The 17,873-nt window shown below is 60.5% G+C and carries 15 protein-coding genes; 7 read left to right on the top strand and 8 right to left on the bottom strand.

The annotated features are described in order from the left end of the window. The first annotated feature begins 170 nt into the window (after positions 1 to 170). A complete protein-coding gene (locus FHX06_RS26585) occupies positions 171 to 803 on the top strand; it encodes an outer membrane protein (protein WP_112968008.1) in 633 nt (210 codons plus the stop codon). 104 nt (positions 804 to 907) lie between these two features. Here FHX06_RS26585 and FHX06_RS26590 read toward each other — a convergent pair whose 3' ends face one another. Then, on the bottom strand, positions 908 to 1,504 hold the full coding sequence (locus FHX06_RS26590; protein WP_112968009.1) for a glutathione S-transferase: 597 nt from the start codon (positions 1,502 to 1,504) through the stop codon (positions 908 to 910). A gap of 57 nt (positions 1,505 to 1,561) precedes the next feature. After that, the gene (locus FHX06_RS26595; protein WP_112544692.1) at positions 1,562 to 2,431 is read right to left on the bottom strand and encodes a 23S rRNA (adenine(2030)-N(6))-methyltransferase RlmJ; all 870 of its coding nucleotides are present in this window, start codon (positions 2,429 to 2,431) and stop codon (positions 1,562 to 1,564) included. Positions 2,432 to 2,448: 17 nt separating this feature from the next. Here FHX06_RS26595 and FHX06_RS26600 point away from each other — a divergent pair, with 17 nt between their 5' ends. Together FHX06_RS26600 and FHX06_RS26605 are read left to right on the top strand one after the other, a co-directional pair. Next, the gene (locus tag FHX06_RS26600) at positions 2,449 to 4,638 is read left to right on the top strand and encodes a molybdopterin oxidoreductase family protein (protein ID WP_183881404.1); all 2,190 of its coding nucleotides are present in this window, start codon (positions 2,449 to 2,451) and stop codon (positions 4,636 to 4,638) included. Then, entirely contained in the window at positions 4,635 to 5,225 is a 591-nt protein-coding gene (locus FHX06_RS26605; protein WP_112544690.1) for an NUDIX domain-containing protein, read from the top strand. The genes FHX06_RS26600 and FHX06_RS26605 overlap by 4 nt, the downstream gene beginning before the upstream one ends. A gap of 69 nt (positions 5,226 to 5,294) precedes the next feature. Here FHX06_RS26605 and FHX06_RS26610 read toward each other — a convergent pair whose 3' ends face one another. From FHX06_RS26610 to purM, 4 genes are all read right to left on the bottom strand, one after another. Then, positions 5,295 to 6,593 carry an FAD-dependent oxidoreductase gene (locus FHX06_RS26610; RefSeq protein WP_113212461.1) on the bottom strand — a complete coding sequence of 433 codons (1,299 nt, stop codon included), beginning with the start codon at positions 6,591 to 6,593 and terminating at the stop codon, positions 5,295 to 5,297. 4 nt (positions 6,594 to 6,597) lie between these two features. After that, complete coding sequence (locus tag FHX06_RS26615) at positions 6,598 to 7,218, bottom strand: PadR family transcriptional regulator (RefSeq protein WP_183881475.1); 621 nt, start codon at positions 7,216 to 7,218, stop codon at positions 6,598 to 6,600. A gap of 392 nt (positions 7,219 to 7,610) precedes the next feature. Further along, the gene (gene purN, locus FHX06_RS26620; RefSeq protein ID WP_112968014.1) at positions 7,611 to 8,276 is read right to left on the bottom strand and encodes a phosphoribosylglycinamide formyltransferase; all 666 of its coding nucleotides are present in this window, start codon (positions 8,274 to 8,276) and stop codon (positions 7,611 to 7,613) included. Next, positions 8,273 to 9,346 carry a phosphoribosylformylglycinamidine cyclo-ligase gene (gene purM / locus FHX06_RS26625; protein WP_113212462.1) on the bottom strand — a complete coding sequence of 358 codons (1,074 nt, stop codon included), beginning with the start codon at positions 9,344 to 9,346 and terminating at the stop codon, positions 8,273 to 8,275. The genes purN and purM overlap by 4 nt, the downstream gene beginning before the upstream one ends. Positions 9,347 to 9,590: 244 nt before the next feature. On the opposite strand from purM, the gene FHX06_RS26630 reads away from it, so the two are divergent. The 4 genes from FHX06_RS26630 to ppx all read left to right on the top strand — a co-directional run bounded on the left by FHX06_RS26630 (position 9,591) and on the right by ppx (position 15,222). After that, positions 9,591 to 10,715, top strand: coding sequence for an AI-2E family transporter (locus FHX06_RS26630; RefSeq protein ID WP_113146175.1), 1,125 nt, complete (start codon positions 9,591 to 9,593; stop codon positions 10,713 to 10,715). Continuing rightward, complete coding sequence (hdaA, locus tag FHX06_RS26635) at positions 10,708 to 11,421, top strand: DnaA regulatory inactivator HdaA (protein ID WP_183881406.1); 714 nt, start codon at positions 10,708 to 10,710, stop codon at positions 11,419 to 11,421. Before FHX06_RS26630 ends, hdaA begins: the two co-directional genes overlap by 8 nt. A gap of 65 nt (positions 11,422 to 11,486) precedes the next feature. Beyond that, on the top strand, positions 11,487 to 13,691 hold the full coding sequence (locus tag FHX06_RS26640) for an RNA degradosome polyphosphate kinase (protein ID WP_112544684.1): 2,205 nt from the start codon (positions 11,487 to 11,489) through the stop codon (positions 13,689 to 13,691). Positions 13,692 to 13,701: 10 nt separating this feature from the next. Next, entirely contained in the window at positions 13,702 to 15,222 is a 1,521-nt protein-coding gene (gene ppx / locus FHX06_RS26645; RefSeq protein ID WP_112968016.1) for an exopolyphosphatase, read from the top strand. Between the two features lie 102 nt (positions 15,223 to 15,324). On the opposite strand, the gene FHX06_RS26650 is transcribed toward ppx, so the two are convergent. Then, positions 15,325 to 16,680: an esterase-like activity of phytase family protein gene (locus tag FHX06_RS26650; RefSeq protein WP_183881408.1), complete on the bottom strand. Its 1,356-nt coding sequence runs from the start codon at positions 16,678 to 16,680 to the stop codon at positions 15,325 to 15,327. 109 nt (positions 16,681 to 16,789) lie between these two features. After that, the gene (locus FHX06_RS35475) at positions 16,790 to 17,851 is read right to left on the bottom strand and encodes an adenylate/guanylate cyclase domain-containing protein (RefSeq protein WP_210300632.1); all 1,062 of its coding nucleotides are present in this window, start codon (positions 17,849 to 17,851) and stop codon (positions 16,790 to 16,792) included. Positions 17,852 to 17,873 lie beyond the last annotated feature (22 nt).

Raw genomic sequence — 17,873 nt, forward strand, 5'->3', positions numbered from 1 at the left:
ACATCGAATTTCTGCCGCCGCGAGGCCACAATGATATCACAATTTGGCTCTTTCAAATCCGCATTTGCACTCCAATTTCACTCTCGAACCGGAAGGGACATTTAGTAATCCCCCGTGAATGCTTCGCCGAATTTGAGTTGACGGGCGCGCGGGACTGAAAGGAGACAAGTATGCGTATACTCTTTGCTGGCCTCATGGCTTCCGCTCTCGCCGTTGGCGGTTTCTCGGTAGCCCACGCAGCTGATGCCGTGGATCAGGTTCCGCAGGCCCCGGTTGCTGAGGAGACCCCGGCTCCGGTCAACAATTGGCAGGGCTTCTACCTCGGTGGCGCAGCGACCTACAACATGGGCAGCTTCGGTCACGACCGTGACACCTACGATTGGGGCGGCCAGCTCTTCACCGGTTACAACTTCCAGCAGGGCCAGATCGTTTACGGTGCTGAAGCCGATCTCGGTTACGGCGATGCGGACGTCACTCAGGACGGCATCAAGAACAAGACCGGCTGGAATGGCTCCGTCCGCGGCCGCGTCGGTTACGACCTGAACCCCTTCCTGCTTTATGGTACGGCAGGTCTGGCGCTTGCCAACACCAAGGTTTCAGACGGTACGTCTTCCGACAGCAAGACCGCCTACGGCTATACGGTCGGTGCCGGTGTCGAAGCCTTCGTGACCAACAACATCACGACGCGTCTCGAATACCGCTACACTGACTACCAGGACAAGGACTACAATCTCGACTCCGGCAGCGTTTCGCGCGGCTTCGACGAAAACAGCGTCAAGGTCGGTATCGGCGTCAAGTTCTGATCCCGATTGCATCGAATATGAAAAAGCCGGGCTTCGTGCCCGGCTTTTTTGTTGTCTGCGTCAACCTCGGATTCTAGTGCCTCACCCCATAGGCCTTACAAATCTCAGGTCTGCGGCTTCAATTGCTCGTAGCCGTCGAATTTCTTTTCGAATTCCCGCAGCCAGCCGATCAGCTCGGCATGGTCTTCTTCCCACTGGCCCTTGAAGCGCAGGTCGAGGTAGCCGATCGTAGCGGCGAGCGCGAAATGCCCGCCATGCATCTTCTTGCCGAGCTTCGGCGTATTGGCGGCCAGATAGTTCAGCGCGGTCTCGACCTTCTTCCACTGCCGGTCGATCCAGGGCTGATGCATCTTTTCTTCGTCGCGGAAGCGGCGTTCGTAGACGATCGCCAGCAGGCAGTCACAGACGCCGTCGCAGAGCGCTTCCAGCACTTCGGCATCCGTGCGCTTGCCCTTTTTGGAAGGATAGAGCGCCCCCTTCTTGAGCCGGTCGAAATAATGCATGATGGCGATGCTGTCGAAGATGGAAACGCCGTCATCCGTCAGCAGCGTCGGGATCTTGCCGAGCGGGTTGTTGTCCACGAGGATCGCCGGTCCCGCATTCGTATCGACCCGGATTTCCGTAGTCTCCAGGCCGAGATGGCGCGAAGCCATGCGCACCTTGCTGGAGAAAGGGGAGGTCGGGGAGCAGAGAAGCTTCATGAGGCACCTTTTGGATATGCTGATGGCGCCGGACTATTCCCGAGCGACGAGAGTCGGTCAATCGGCCTTGGCGAGCTTGGTCTCGCCGCGGAGCCAGAAAGCTCTTTGCGAGGCGAAACGGTCCTGCGCCAGATGGTCCTTCAGCGCCGGTAGCAATTGGTGCAGCTCGTCCTTCAGCGTGAAGGGCGGATTGACGATGACGAGGCCGGAGCCCGTCAGCCCCGTCGTCTCGCGGTCGCTGCGCACTGCAAGCTCGGCGCAGAGCATTTTCGGGATTTCGGTCGCCTGCAGCGCTTCGTGAAATTCCTTGATCGGTGCGCCCTTCTTCAGCGGATACCAGAGGCAATAGGTGCCACCCGGAAAACGCCGGTAGGCCTTGGCAAGACCATCCACCAGGCGCTCATATTCGCCGTCTTCCTCGAAGGGCGGATCGACGAGCACGATGCCGCGCTTTTCCTTGGGCGGCAGATGCGCGCCGAGCGCCAGCCAGCCGTCGAGCTCGGTGATGCGCGCATGATGGTCGCCTTCGAAGACGCGATGCAGGCGAACAAAATCCTCAGGGTGCAGTTCCATTGCCGAAAGCCGGTCCTGCGGGCGGAAGAGCATGCGGGCCAGTTTGGGCGAGCCGGGATAGAAGCGCAGGCCGCCCTGCGGGTTCAGCTCGCGGATGGCGGTGAGATAGGGCTCCAGCAATTCGGAGACCTGTGGTCCGAGATCGGTCTCGAGCAGTTTGCCGATACCATCTTGCCATTCCCCGGTCTTCTGCGCTTCCTCGGAGGAAAGATCGTAGAGGCCGATGCCGGCATGCGTGTCGAGTACGCGGAAACCCGCATCCTTCTTCTGCATGTAGCGGACGAGCCGAGCCAGCACCGCATGCTTCAGGACATCGGCGAAATTGCCTGCATGATAGATGTGGCGATAGTTCATTTTCGCTGATGCCTGTTATGAATTCGGATCATTGGGAGTTTTTGTGCCTTTTGGGCGGTCGAGCCTTGGCATATAGAAATCGCATGAACATTGCGACCCCCATCCATGCCAAATCCCGGATCGGCCATACGGCCTGTCCGCATGACTGTCCCTCCACCTGCGCACTGGAAGTGGATCTGACGGAAGACGGCCGTATCGGTCGTGTCCGGGGCGCGAACGATCATTCCTACACGTCGGGCGTCATCTGCGCCAAAGTCGCCCGTTATGCCGAGCGGCTCTATCATCCGGACCGTCTCATGCACCCGCTGCGCCGCACCGGCGCCAAGGGGGCAGGGCAGTGGCAGCAGATTTCCTGGGACGATGCGCTGGACGAGATTGCCGAAGCCTTCGTGAAGGCCGAGGTCAAGGATGGCAGTGAGGCCATCTGGCCTTATTTCTACGCCGGCACCATGGGTTGGGTGCAGCGCGACTCGATCGAGCGTCTGCGCCATGCCAAGCGTTATTCCGGCTTCTTCTCCTCGATCTGCACCAATCCCGCCTGGACCGGCTTTACCATGGCGACCGGCATGCTGCGCGGCCCCGATCCGCGCGAGATGGCGCGCACCGATTGCGTCGTCATCTGGGGCACCAATGCCGTTGCCACCCAGGTCAATGTGATGACCCACGCGATCAAGTCGCGCAAGGAGCGCGGCGCGAAGATCGTCGTCATCGACATCTACGACAATCCGACGATGAAGCAGGCTGATATGGCGCTCATCGTCAAGCCGGGCACCGATGCGGCCCTTGCCTGCGCCGTCATGCACATCGCCTTCCGCGACGGTTATGCCGACCGCGACTACATGGCTGGATATGCCGACGATCCCTCGGGTCTCGAAGCGCATCTGAAGACAAAGACGCCGGGATGGGCGGCCGCAATAACCGGTCTTTCGGTCGATGAGATCGAAGCCTTCGCCAAGCTCGTCGGCACCACGAGGAAGACCTTCTTCCGCCTCGGCTATGGCTTCACGCGCCAGCGTAATGGTGCGGTCGCCATGCACGCGGCAGCCTCGATCGCCACCGTGCTCGGCTCCTGGCAATATGAGGGCGGCGGCGCCTTCCATTCCAACAGCGATATCTTTCGCATGAACAATACGGAACTGACCGGCAAGTCGATGAAGGATGCCGACATCCGCATGATCGACCAGTCACAGATCGGCCGGGCGCTGACCGGCGATGCCGTGGCGTTGCGCGATCGCGGCCCTGTTACGGCCATGCTGATCCAGAACACCAATCCGGTGAATATCGCCCCGGAACAGCGGCTGGTGAAACAAGGCTTTGCGCGCGACGATCTCTTCGTTGCCGTGCATGAGCAGTTCATGACCGAGACGGCCGAAATGGCCGATATCGTCATTCCTGCCACCATGTTCGTCGAGCACGACGATATCTATCGCGCCGGCGGCCAGAACCACATTCTGCTTGGGCCCAAGCTCGTCGAGCCGCCACCGACAGTGCGCACCAATCTCTTCGTCATCGAGGAACTGGCAAAACGCCTTGGCGTCGCCGATCGCCCCGGCTTCGGCTTCACCGCCCGCGAAATGGTCGATCGCGTTCTGGCCGCCAGCAACCTGCCGGACTACGACCATTTCCTCGAGCACAAATGGTTCGACCGCCAGCCGGCTTTCGAGGACGCACACTATCTCAATGGTTTCGCCCATGCCGACGGCAAGTTCCACTTCCGCCCGGACTGGGTGAACGGCGCCTCACCGAACAAGCCGCCCGCTTCCGTCGGCACGCTCGGCCCCTATGCCGAACTGCCGCCGTTCCCGGATCAGGTCGACGTCATCGAGCTTGCTGACGCCGAACATCCCTTCCGCCTGGCGACATCGCCGGCGCGCAATTTCCTGAATTCGAGCTTCTCGGAAACCAAGACCTCGCGCCAGAAGGAAGGCCGCCCGGAAGTGATGATCAACCCTGTCGATGCCGAAGCGAACGATGTCGGCAATGGTGACCTCGTCCGCATTGGCAATATGCGCGGTGACCTGCGCATTCACGCCCGCGTAACGACCGAGGTCAAGCCGGGCGTTTTGATCGCCGAGGGCCTCTGGCCCAACAAGGCGCATGTCGATGGCGAAGGCATCAACGTTCTCACCGGCGCCGATCCCGTGGCGCCCTATGGCGGCGCTGCCGTCCATGACAACAAGGTCTGGCTTCGCAAGGACGTCATATGACGCAATCTAAGGCAAAAGTGGAAATCGTCGGCAAGGAAATCCTGTCCGACGGCTGGACGAAGCTGACCGGTTATCGGATCGATTATACCGATCGAAATGGCGTGACCCATCGCCTGCCGCGCGAGGTCTATCACCGCACGCCTGCCGCCTGTATCCTGCTTTACGACCCGAAGCGCGATGTCGTCGTGCTGGTGAAGCAGTTCCGCCTGCCGGCCTATGTAAACGGCGATCCCGCCTGGATGATCGAAGTGCCTGCCGGCCTGCTGGACGGCGATGAACCCGAGGCCGCGATCCGCCGCGAAGCGATGGAGGAAACGGGATATACGGTCCGCGATGTCCGCTTCCTCTTCAAGTCCTATCCGGCGCCAGGCTCCATTACCGAAGTCGTGCATTTCTTTGCCGCGACGATCGATATCGACGATCGCACATCCGACGGCGGTGGTCTCGAGGAAGAGCACGAGGACATCGAGGTACTGGAAATTCCGCTGCCGGAAGCTCTTGCGATGGTCGAAAGGGGAGAGATCATCGATCTCAAGACGATCACGCTGCTGCAATGGGTATTGTTGAACAAGGGCGAAGTTCGGTAGCGGGCAAGCTGATCGATATCCGATCCGTCGATTTTGCCCGGGGCGGGATCAAGATAATCCGCGGCGAGGTCAGTTTTCCCCGCGTACGCGCATCATTTGCCGAAAGGCGCGCCGCCTTAGCGCAGGTATCGCGTTTATGGTGCGCATGACGCCGCGTGTGACGCCGAGCTGAAGCCTGCCGACAATCGGCCGATGGGCCAGATCGCGGGCATCCATCTGCTTTTTCGATTCCTGGACTGCTTCCTTACTGTAGCGAAGCATCTCGATTTCGTAGGCTCGTATGGCTTCGAGGAGGGGCTGTCGGCCCTGGTCCGCTTCGACCAGCATGCGTCCGAGCAGAGCGGCATCGCGAAGCGCCGTATTGGCACCTGCTCCACGTCCCGGTGTCATCGTATGCACGGCGTCGCCGAGCAGAGTGACATTCGAGCTCGTCCAGGGCGTCGGTGGTACGGAAGTCCTCATCATGACATCGTGGATCGTCGCTGGTTCCGTCATGCGGATAAGCGCCTGCAGGTGCGGATGCCAGTCCCTGGCGATCTCCAGGCCGAGCTCGCGCAATTGTTCGCCGCTCAGGCCGGCCGGAACCTGCGGAAAGTTCTGCCGAGCGCCCCATAAGCCCCAGCCGATACTATCCTCGTCGAGCGCCTCGACGAAATCCGGCCAACGGGCAGCAAAATCAGGGTCGCTTCTGCTGTGGGCGAACTCGAGCGAATGAATGATGGCGCCAAAGCCCATCGGCGCCATAATCAGCGACATGCCCTTGAACATTTTGTCCGACAGCAGAGCCTTCGTTTCGGCTGTCATAGGAATTTTGCCCCCGAGCGAGACGATCCCCGTGTCTTCGAGGCGCGCTTCCGGCAGACGTTGCTTGCGCAGAGTCGAACTCGTGCCGTCCGCGCCCACAAGGACATCACCTGTCGCGAGGCTTCCATCCTGAAAACGAGCGGTAACCGATCCGTCGGCATTATTTGTGTAAGCTTGAAACGTCTTCCCGAAGAATACCTCTGCTTCAAGTCCCCTGAGCAGAACCCGTCGCAGCGTCTTTCGAATGACGTTCCGTTCGCCATCCAGAGCATTCGGGCCTGCATCTTCGATATCGAAGCTCAGCACTTCGCCGAAATGTTCGGTCAGCATGTTGAAATAGCGCGGCGACCTGGCGCAGGTGGCGACATAGAGGTCGTAGAGTTCGTCGGGGACACAGGCTTTCAGCGCGCGGCTTCCAGCCGGGCTGATGCCGACGCGATATCCGCCGGTGTCCGCGTTCGGCGCGCGGTCGCGCTCGTACACCGCAACGCTGATGCCGGCCCCCTTGAGCAGATGAGCGAGTGCCAGACCGCCAGTCCCGGCGCCGATAATCAAAACCTTCATGGTCCTAGTCCTGGTCGAGTTTGGGGTCGATGGTGAATTGGGTGGCGATCTGCCTCAGCCACTCTTCCGTCCAGGTAATGCGCTGGGCGCGCAGGTCCGCGACAACGCTGGTGACCCAGGACAATTCGGTTGCGTGAAGCGCTCGGAGATATTCCATCTCGAGCAGGAAGAGCCTTGGAACGGCCTGCGCTTCGTGCAGAGTTTCGTCGATCCGACGAAGCTCCGCCTCAATGGCTTTTGCTCTGAGCTCAAGCTGGCTTGCCACATCGTCAGGCGAAAGCAGCGGAAGAAATGATATGGCTGCAGGGAATTCCGGATATTCTCGCGTCGGGGTCGACAAGATCGCCCGCATCCAGTCCACCGCGACGTCGCGGCCTTTCCTGGTTATCTCGTACACCGTCCGCTCGGGACGCTTGTCATCCCGGATTGTTTTGCGTGGGGTGATCAAGGCTTCGCGCTCAAGCCGCTGGATCGTCTGATAAAGGCTCGCCCTCTGCGTGACGTTGATCACCTCGTCCTTACCGCGCTCCTTGATGAGTTGCTGCATTCGATAAGGATGCAGCGGCTCTTCCATGAGCATTGCAAGGACGGCGAGGGCGATTGGAGAGCGTTTGATCGATGTCATAGTCATAGTATTACTAGTAAGATTATGACTAGTCAACGTGACGATTCGGGCCTGCTGATGCCTCGGCAAATGCCGGGCCGCATTGGTGACCATTGATGAGCGAGCGAGGCATGCGACCATTTTCCAACGTCTTGTCCAACGAAGTGGTGGGCAAGGTCGGCGGGTCGAGAACGGTCACGCTGTCAAAAATGGTGGAAGGTCGTCTTCGCGTCCGTGGCGATGGCCACGTCGAACGCCGCCAGTCCTGCTGGCTTTATGGATAGCGGCAGGATTGCCAGCCGCCTTGCACCCGCCTCAGGCTCTTGCCGCCTGAAGGCAGGTATTCCCATTTTTCGCCGGACCTCGGAATGCCCGAGGACGCAAGACCTCTCGGCACTTTTGCGGGAATTGCTTCAGTCGCCGATCAACGAAATAAGCTGGGATTTCGGAGCGGTGGCGGAAGCTGTTGCCCCAACCGCTTTCCCGCCTTCCATCTTCACCTTGCCCTCCGCAAAGAGACGGAGAGCCTGCGGGTAAAGCTGGTGCTCGATGGTCAGCACGCGTCCGGCTAACGCTTCGGCAGTGTCGCCCGCAAGCACAGGCACGGCGGCCTGGCCGATGACCGGCCCCTCATCCATGCCTTCGGTAACGAAATGCACCGTGCAGCCGGCAATGCGCATGCCGGCATCAATCGCCCGCTGATGCGTATGCAGTCCCGGAAAGAGCGGCAGAAGAGAAGGATGAATATTGATGATCCGGCCCTCATGGCGCTGGATGAACGCGCCCGAAAGCAACCGCATATAGCCGGCAAGGCAGATGATGTCAGGCGAAAGCTCGTCAAGTGCGGCAAGGATCGCCGCCTCGTGCGCGTCCTTGCTCGCATAGTCCTTGCGCACGAAGGCAAAGGTCGCAATGCCCTCGGCGGCCGCCTTGGCAAGCCCGCCGGCATCGGCCTTGTCGGAGATCACGCCGACGATCTCTGCCGGATAGTCAGTCGATTTTGCCGCCTGCACCAAGGCCATCATGTTGGAGCCGCCGCCGGAAATAAAGACGACGATGCGTTTGCGCGGTGAGCTCATAGGGCGAGCGTACCCTTGTAGATCGTGCCGGCTTCGCCTTCCGCCCTGGCGACCATACGGCCGAGCGTGATCACCTTCTCGCCTTCGGCTTCGAGCACCTTGGAAACGGCGGCAACATTCTCCTGTGCAACGACGACGATCATGCCGATGCCGCAATTGAAGGTGCGCAGCATTTCCTTGGCTTCGACGCCACCCGTCTTGGCAAGCCACGAGAAGACCGGGGGCACCTTGACGGCGGCGAGGTCGATTTCGGCAGCGAGATGCTTCGGCAGCACGCGCGGAATATTTTCAGGGAAACCACCGCCGGTAATATGCGCGAGCGCCTTCAGCGCGCCCGTCTCGCGGATCGCTTTCAGGAGCGGCTTCACATAGATGCGGGTTGGGGTCAGCAGCGCCTCGCCGAGCTTCTTGCCCTCGGCAAAGGGTGCAGGCGCATCCCAGTCGAGGCCGGAAAGCGAAACGATCTTGCGCACCAGCGAGAAGCCGTTGGAATGGACGCCTGATGAGGAGAGGCCAAGAATGACGTCGCCTTCGGCAATATCGCCAGCCGGCAGCAGCTTGCCGCGTTCGGCGGCGCCGACGGCAAAACCGGCCAGATCATAATCGCCCGAGGAATACATGCCCGGCATTTCGGCCGTTTCGCCGCCGATCAGCGCGCAGCCAGCCTCGCGGCAGCCGGCAGCAATGCCGCCCACAATTGCCGCGCCCTGGTCGGGGTCGAGCTTGCCGGTCGCGAAATAGTCGAGAAAGAAGAGGGGCTCGGCACCCTGGACGACGAGATCGTTGACGCACATGGCGACGAGGTCGATGCCGACGGTCTCGTGATAGTCCGCGTCGATCGCGATCTTCAGCTTGGTGCCGACGCCGTCATTGGCGGCAACCAGGACCGGATCGGTGAAACCTGCGGCCTTGAGGTCGAACAGGCCGCCGAAGCCGCCGATCTCGCCGTCGGCGCCCGGACGGCGCGTGGAACGCACGGCCGGCTTGATCTTCTCCACCATCAGGTTGCCGGCATCGATGTCGACGCCTGCATCGCTATAGGTCAGACCGTTTTTTCCAGACTGGCTCATGGTGATCTCCGGAGGATTTAAAGCTGCGGACAGGGGACCGCGTCACATGCCGGTCGCAATTGCATGAGAGTGCGCTTTATGCAAGCGTTGCAAGGGAAAAGCCCCCATTTTCCAGCTAATCCCTGTGCGCTTTCCGGATTTGGTGCAACAGGGTTGACCATCTTTGCGCCTCCATCCTATGTGCTCAAACGGCTGGGGCCGTTGGAAAGCGGTGCGGGCGGGGCGTGCAATCAGCGGGGAAGCGATGCCACAACAAGTCAGCGGAACGATACTGAAGCGCCAGATCATCTTCTGGGTGGCGGTTCTGCTCATCTTCATCGCCTTCCTCTATATTTTCAGTTCGATCCTGTTGCCCTTCATTGCCGGCATGTCGATCGCCTATTTCCTCGATCCTGTCGCAGACAGGCTGGAGCGGCTGGGCTTGAGCCGCCTGATGGCGACCATTGTTATTCTAGTGGCCTTCGTCATCGTCTTCGCGCTGGCACTGGTGATCCTGATCCCCGTCCTCATCAACCAGTTCAACGATTTTGCCCAGCGCGTGCCGGGCTATATCAGCCAGCTGCAGCAATTCATCGCCAACTATCAGGATTCCGTGCTGCCTGGCTGGATCAGAAGCCAGCTCGGGACCATCAAGGACAATCTATCCGGTATCCTTTCGGAAGGCATGGGCTTTCTGACGGGTCTCTTCGCGCAGATCTGGAATTCCGGCAAGGCGATCGTCGATGTCATCTCGCTTCTCGTCGTCACGCCGGTCGTCGCCTTCTACATTCTCCTTGATTGGGATCGCATGATCGCCAAGGTCGATCAGTGGGTGCCGCGCGACTATGTGAGCGACGTGCGCCAGATTGCAACGGAAGTGGATCAGGCGATTGCCGGCTTCATCCGCGGGCAGGGCTCGCTCTGCCTCATCCTGGGCATCTACTACGCCCTGGGCCTCTCGATCGTCGGCCTGAACTTCGGCCTGCTCATCGGGCTTTTCGCCGGCATGATCAGCTTCATTCCCTATGTCGGGTCGCTGGTTGGCCTCGTCATTGCCATTGGCGTGGCGATCGTCCAGTTCTGGCCCGATTATATCTGGATTATCGCCGTCCTGGCGGTCTTCTTCTCCGGCCAGTTCCTGGAAGGCAATATCCTGCAGCCGAAGCTCGTCGGCTCCAGTGTCGGCCTGCATCCCGTCTGGCTGATGTTTGCGCTCTTTGCCTTCGGTGCACTGTTCGGTTTCGTCGGCCTGCTGGTCGCGGTGCCGGCCGCTGCCGCCGTCGGCGTCCTTGTCCGCTTTGCGCTTTCGCGCTACCTTCAAAGCGATCTCTACTATGGCGGGTCGCCGGGCGGCCGGGCCCGGAAGACGAAATCTGTTTCCGATGAATGACGTGAAGAACGCTGATCCGAAGCGCAAGGCCGGAGAGCAGCTTCCCTTGGCCTTTTCGCACGACGCCGCTGCCGGGCGCGACGACCTCCTTGTCTCGGAGCGTCTCGCCGCGGCGGTTTCGATCGTCGATGCCTGGCCGAACTGGCCGTCACCGGTCGTCATCCTTGCCGGTCCGGTCGGTTCCGGCAAATCGCATCTCGCCGGCATCTGGAAGGAACTGAGCGGAGCGAAGATCATCCACCCCAACGTTGATTCCGATGCCGCGATCACGGCCGTCAATGGCCCCGTGCTTTTTGAGGATGCCGACCGCGTGGGCTTTGATGACGTCAAGCTCTTTCACGTCATCAACAGCGTGCGGGAAAACGGCACGAGCCTTTTGATGACCAGCCGCCTCTGGCCCATGTCCTGGCCGGTCACGCTGCCTGATCTGCGTTCCCGCCTGAAGGCCGCGACCGTCGTGGAGATCGGCGAGCCGGATGAGGAACTGCTGTCGCAGGTCATCGTCAAGCTCTTTGCCGACCGGCAGCTTTATATAGATGACAAACTCGTCCTTTATATCGTCAATCGCATGGAGCGGTCGCTCAACGCCGCCCAGACGATTGTCGAAAGGCTCGATCGGCTGGCGCTTTCCAGAGGCACGGGCATTACCCGTTCGCTTGCCGCTGAAGTATTGAATGAATTGGGCAATTCCGGCTCGGGCGATTGACTGTCACAGTTCCGTCGTGAAACTGATATATTCGCCGAAGCGGATAAGAGCAGGGTGAGTGGACCATGGATAGTGCATATCAGGAACATCAGGAATCCACCCCGAACAACAGCACAGACCTGCCGCCGCTGGAGCAGCTGCTGTCGAGCCCCGAGCGCTTCATCAACCGCGAATTCTCCTGGCTGCAGTTCAATCGTCGTGTCCTCGAGGAGACGCTGAACACCGAGCATCCGTTGCTGGAACGCGTGCGCTTCCTGTCGATCTCGGCCGCCAACCTCGACGAATTCTTCATGGTGCGCGTCGCCGGCCTCGAAGGCCAGGTACGGCAGAGCATCGTCGTCAAGAGCCCCGATGGCCGCACACCCGCCGAACAGCTCGATTCGATCCTGAGCGAGATCGATCATCTGCAGATGGAGCAGCAGGCCTCGCTCGCCGTCCTGCAGCAGTACCTCGCCAAGGAAGACATCCTGATCGTGCGTCCGGGTGCGCTGAGCGACGCCGATCGGCAGTGGCTGGCAAACGAGTTCGAGCAGGCGATCTTCCCGGTTCTGACGCCGCTGTCGATCGATCCGGCTCATCCGTTCCCGTTCATTCCGAACCTCGGGTTCTCGATCGGCCTGCAGCTCGTCAGCCGCAGCGGCCGCGAGCCGATGACGGCGTTGCTGCGCCTCCCGCCGGCTCTCGACCGTTTCGTCCGCCTGCCCGACGATCGCAACACGATCCGCTACATCACCCTGGAAGACGTCGCCAACATCTTCATCCACCGGCTCTATCCCGGCTACGAGGTACAGGGCTCGGGTACATTCCGCGTCATCCGAGACAGTGATATCGAAGTCGAGGAAGAAGCCGAGGATCTCGTGCGCTTCTTCGAAACCGCGCTGAAGCGCCGCCGCCGCGGCAAGGTCATCCGCATCGAAACGGATTCCGAGATGCCGGCCTCGCTGCGCCAGTTCGTGGTCCAGGCACTCAGTATTCCCGAGAATCGCGTTGCCGTTCTGCCGGGCCTGCTGGCGCTCAACACGCTCTCCGAAATCACCAAGGCGCCGCGCGACGACCTACGCTTTCCGCCCTACAATGCGCGATTTCCCGAACGTGTCCGTGAACACGCCGGTGATTGCTTCGCCGCCATCCGAGAAAAGGACATGGTGGTTCACCACCCATATGAATCTTTCGACGTGGTGGTCCAATTCCTTATCCAGGCTGCGCATGATCCTGACGTTCTGGCGATAAAGCAGACGCTCTACCGTACATCCAATGACAGCCCGATCGTTCGCGCTCTGGTGGATGCCGCCGAAGCCGGCAAGTCGGTGACGGCGCTGGTCGAACTCAAGGCCCGCTTCGACGAAGAGGCCAATATCCGCTGGGCGCGCGACCTGGAGCGCGCCGGCGTGCAGGTCGTCTTCGGTTTCATCGAACTCAAGACCCACGCCAAGATGTCGCTCGTCGTTCGCCGCGAGGAAGGCAAGCTGCGCACCTACTGCCATCTCGGCACCGGCAACTACCATCCGATCACGGCGAAGATCTATACGGACCTCTCCTTCTTCACCTGCAACCCCGTGATTGCCCACGACATGGCGAACATCTTCAACTTCATCACCGGATACGGTGAGCCGGAAGAGGGGATGCAGCTCGCCGTTTCGCCTTATACGCTGCGTCCGCGCATCATTCGCCACATCAATGAAGAGATCGAGCATGCTCGGGCAGGCCGCCCGGCAGCGATCTGGATGAAGATGAATTCGTTGGTCGACCCCGACATCATTGACGCGCTCTATACGGCGAGCCGCGCCGGCGTCGAGATCGATCTCGTCGTACGCGGCATCTGCTGCTTGCGTCCGCAGGTGCCGGGCTTGTCGGACAATATCCGCGTCAAATCGATCGTCGGACGTTTCCTGGAACACAGCCGCATCTTCTGCTTCGGCAATGGTTACGGCCTGCCGTCCGACAAGGCGCTCGTCTATATCGGCTCCGCCGACATGATGCCGAGAAACCTCGATCGCCGCGTCGAAACGATGGTTCCGCTGACAAATCCGACCGTTCACGAGCAGGTTTTGTCACAGATTATGCTCGGCAACGTGATTGACAATCAACAAAGCTACGAGATATTGCCCGACGGTACGTCACGGCGCATGGAAGTGCGCAAGGGCGAGGAACCGTTCAATGCGCAGCAGTATTTCATGACCAATCCCAGCCTGTCGGGCCGCGGTGAAGCTCTGAAATCGAGTGCGCCGAAGCTGATCGCCGGTCTGCTTGCCGGCCGGAACAACAAGTAAACTGGACCTAATGGTTGAATCTGAAGCCCAGGGGCGACTTCCGGGTATCGCCCCGGTCTCCGTTGTCGATATCGGATCGAATTCTATCCGTCTGGTCGTCTACGAAGGCTTGTCGCGTTCGCCCACCATCCTCTTCAACGAAAAGGTTCTCTGCGGCCTCGGCAAGGGCATAGCCCTGACCGGCAAGATGGACGAGGAAAGCGTCGCACGCGCGCTTCAGGCTCTTCATCGTTTCAAGGCTCTTTCTGATCAGGCACGCGCGGCCACCATGTATGTGCTGGCCACGGCCGCTGCGCGCGAGGCAAGCAACGGCCCCGATTTCATCCATCAGGCCGAGACGATCTTGCAGCGGCACGTCCGTATATTGTCGGGCGAGGAAGAGGCACGCTTTGCCTCGCTCGGCATCATCAGCGGCTTCTACAATCCCGATGGCATTGCCGGCGACCTCGGCGGCGGTTCTCTGGAACTGATCGATATCAGGGGCAAGGATGTCAGCGGCGGTATTACCCTGCCGCTCGGCGGTCTGCGCCTCTCCGAATATGCCGGCGGGTCGCTCGCCAAGGCGCGCGCCTTTGCCCGCAAGCAGGTCAAGACTGCCAAGCTTCTCTCCAAGGGGGAGGGGCGCACCTTCTATGCCGTTGGCGGCACCTGGCGAAACATTGCCAAGCTGCACATGGAGATCACTCGTTATCCACTGCACATGATGCAGGGCTACGAGGTGTCTCTCGAAGGCATGACGCAGTTCCTGGATCAGGTCGTCACCGCCAAGGATTCCAAGGAGCCGGCTCTGCAGGCGGTTTCCAAGCACCGCCGTTCACTGCTTCCCTTCGGCGCCATTGCCATGAAGGAAGTGCTGAACGCCATGAAGCCTTCGGTGATCTCCTTCTCCGCGCAGGGCGTGCGTGAAGGTTATCTCTTTTCGCTGCTGTCCGAATCCGAACGCCGCGCCGATCCGCTGCTGGCTGCCGCCGGCGAGCTTGCGATCCTGCGTGCCCGCTCGCCGGAACATGCCCGCGAGCTGGCCGATTGGACCGGCCGCATGATGCCGTATTTCGGCGTTCAGGAAACCGACGAGGAAAGCCGGTATCGTCAGGCCGCCTGCCTGCTGGCCGATATCAGCTGGCGCGCGCATCCTGATTATCGCGGCGCTCAGGCGCTGAACGTGATTGCTCACTCCTCATTCGTCGGCATCAGCCATCCCGGCCGCGCCTTCATCGCGCTGACCAACTACTACCGCTTCGAAGGTCTGCATGACGACGGCTCCACGGCACCTCTTGCGACGATCGCCGGTCCTGCCTTCATCGACCGCGCAAAGCTGCTCGGCGGCATGTTGCGCGTCGTCTATCTCTTCTCGGCTTCCATGCCGGGCATTGTGCGCAATCTGAGATTCCGCAAAGCTTCCACCCCCGATCTCGATCTGGAATTCGTGGTTCCGCACGAATACCGCGATTTCGCCGGAGAACGACTGGACGGCCGTCTGCAGCAATTGTCGCGGCTGACGAACAAGCGGCTGGCCTTCCGCTTCGAGTAGACAGGTCGGGCAGGCTGCCTGACCGTTCAGCCCCAGCGCCAATGGCCAAGCAAAAGGGCGGCACTTTCGCGCCGCCCTCTCAATCTCGTACTAAATTGCGGATTACTTCGCGTTCAGGAACTCGCCGACTTCGAGGATGCTGAACTCGTTATTGTCAGCCTTGTCGACAGCGCGGCCGGCCGAGAAGGGCAGGTTGTTGTCGTTGCCGATGATGATGTGCGTGGCATCGACGCGGTCGACGTTTTCGATCGTCACGAAGGGCATGTTGTAGACGCCGGGGATATCGCCGGCCTTCCTCTTGTTGTCCGGATCCTGGATGTTCAGGAGATCGATATAGCCGATCTTGCGGACAGACTTGCCGACGTTGGCATCGTTGAACTCGATCTTGTAGACGCGCTTCAGCTCAGCCGGAGCTTCGAAGCAATCCGGCTTCGGCTGCTTGGGATCGGCGCATGCCTTGTCCTTCGTGCCGGCGCCATTGTCGCGCTCGATCACGAGAGCGGTGGTCTCGTCGAGCATGTTGAAGTCGCCGATCGAAGCACCCTTGTCTTCGAACGGGTAGAGCCAGCTGCGGCCGGTCCACTTCTTGGAGGCGACGTCGAACTCGATGACGCGGATGGCGGTGTGGCCGTCAGCGGTTTCCATCTGGCCGTCGACATAGATTGCGCCTTCCAGCAGGCCGTAGAGCTTGGAGCCGTCCTTCGACATGGCGAGGCCCTCGAAGCCGCCGGAACGCTTCAGGTTGAAGGCCGGCATCTTGGCCGCCGGGTTGGCCGGCAGCTGGATCAACGGGTTGTCGGGGGACAGGACCGGCTTGCCATCGAGCGTCGTCGGGATGACGTCCGTCAGGCGGCCTTCGGTGTCGAATTTCAGGAGGTAGGGGCCGAATTCGTCGCCGAGCCAGAAGCCGTCTGCAACCGGCTGTACGGATTCGATGTCGAAATCGGCACCGGTCAGGTAACGCGTGTCCGAGGCTTCCGTGACGATCGGGAACGGAGCGATCTTGTTCGGGTCAGACAGGAAGAGGTTCTTGACGACGTCAACCTTGCTGGCGTTCCAGTCGAACTTCAGCTGATGCAGGAACAGCATGGAGTCGGACGAGGTGAACTTCGAGCCGAAGCCGTTGTCGGAGAGCGTCCAGAAGGTGCCGTCGGCCATGGTCTTGATGCCGGAAAAACCCTGGATCGGCTGGCCGTCGAGCGGCAGCTTGACGTCGGTGACGCGGGCGCCGTCCTTGCCGTCAATCGTGCCGAGCTTCTCGGTGCGCTTGCGGTCAGGGGTCGTGAACTTGCCCGAGGTCTTGAGAAAAGCCGGCGCATCGGCGGGAGCCGGAACGACCGTGTTGGCAGGCAGGATCGCCTGGCTGGTCAGCTTTGCCGGGAAGAGTTGCTGGTCGGCGGAGGCGGAGCCTGCGACGAGCATGAAAAGTGATACGGAAGCGAAAAGAGCGTTCTTCATGATGTCCCCATAGAACGGAGTGCAAAAGCGCCATCCGCTTAGCAGGGCATTCATGTCGGCACATTGACGGTTGGGTGAAGCTTTGGTGACGTGTGCGGAAAGCTACGGCTCAACCGCGCCGCAGGGTCGCAGGCTGATTGAGGACGGTCACGGCGCGCGAGGAAAGGGCGATGACATCCAGCCCCTGGCCACGGCCGCGCACAGCGTGATTGCCGAGATTCTCGCCGACAATCTCCTCGGGCAACGTCATGCGCTTGGCGAGCTCGGCGGAAATCAGCACCGGCCGGTTCAATGTTCGGCAGAGCGATTCCAGCCGCGAAGTGGTATTCACCGTATCACCGAAGAAGCTGATCTTATGATGGTCGACGCCGACCTCAGCCGTAATGACGCTGCCGCCGTGAAGGGCGGCCCTGAGCTTCGGCACATGGCCGTAGCTCTTCTTCCAGCTTGCGGCATTGGCTTCGATATCGGCAAGGATATCGAAAAGGCAGCGCACGCAACGCGCATCCTTGACGCCGCGCGCCAGTGGCCAAGTGATGATCGCCGCGTCGCCGACATAATCGTTGATCAGGCCCTTGTTGCGCCGCACAGGCTCGGCGAAGGCGGCAAACAGCGAGCTCAGAAGCTGTTGTGCGCGCAGGTCCCCGTGCTTTTCGGCAAAGGCCGTGGATTCGGCGAGATCGATGAACAGGAAGACCCGCTCTTCCTTCATCGGTCTGCGATAGCGGCTGATCAGCATGCTGATGAAGACCTCGCGCCCGAGCAGTTCCCGCACCCGGAGCAGGAAGATCAATGTTGCGCAGACGGCAAGCGCATAGAGAAAGATGTCGAACGGCATGATCAGCACGTCGATCATCTTCGGCGGCTTCAGAGCGCCAAGCAGAGTAAGGAGGAAACCGGCAGCGGCAAAGCCGATGCTCATCAGGATTTCATAGATGACGAGCTCGGAGATGATGAAGAGCAGGGTCGGCAGTCTTTGTATGCGCCGATAGAGGCCGCGCAACAGCGCCTTGCGTTCGAAGGCGAGGATCGGCATGCCGATGAAAAGCGCGAAGATCGCTCCGATGATGGGCGTCTGACCGGCAAAGAAGTACAGATCGTAGACCACGCCGCTGAGTCCAAGGACGAGCGCAATCAGGATCCAGTTCTGCGTCGGGGATATCTCTCTCATGCCGCCCTTTCGCCGAAGCACT

The sequence above is a fragment of the Rhizobium sp. BK512 genome (genome assembly GCF_014194915.1).
Classification (GTDB): Bacteria; Pseudomonadota; Alphaproteobacteria; order Rhizobiales; family Rhizobiaceae; genus Rhizobium.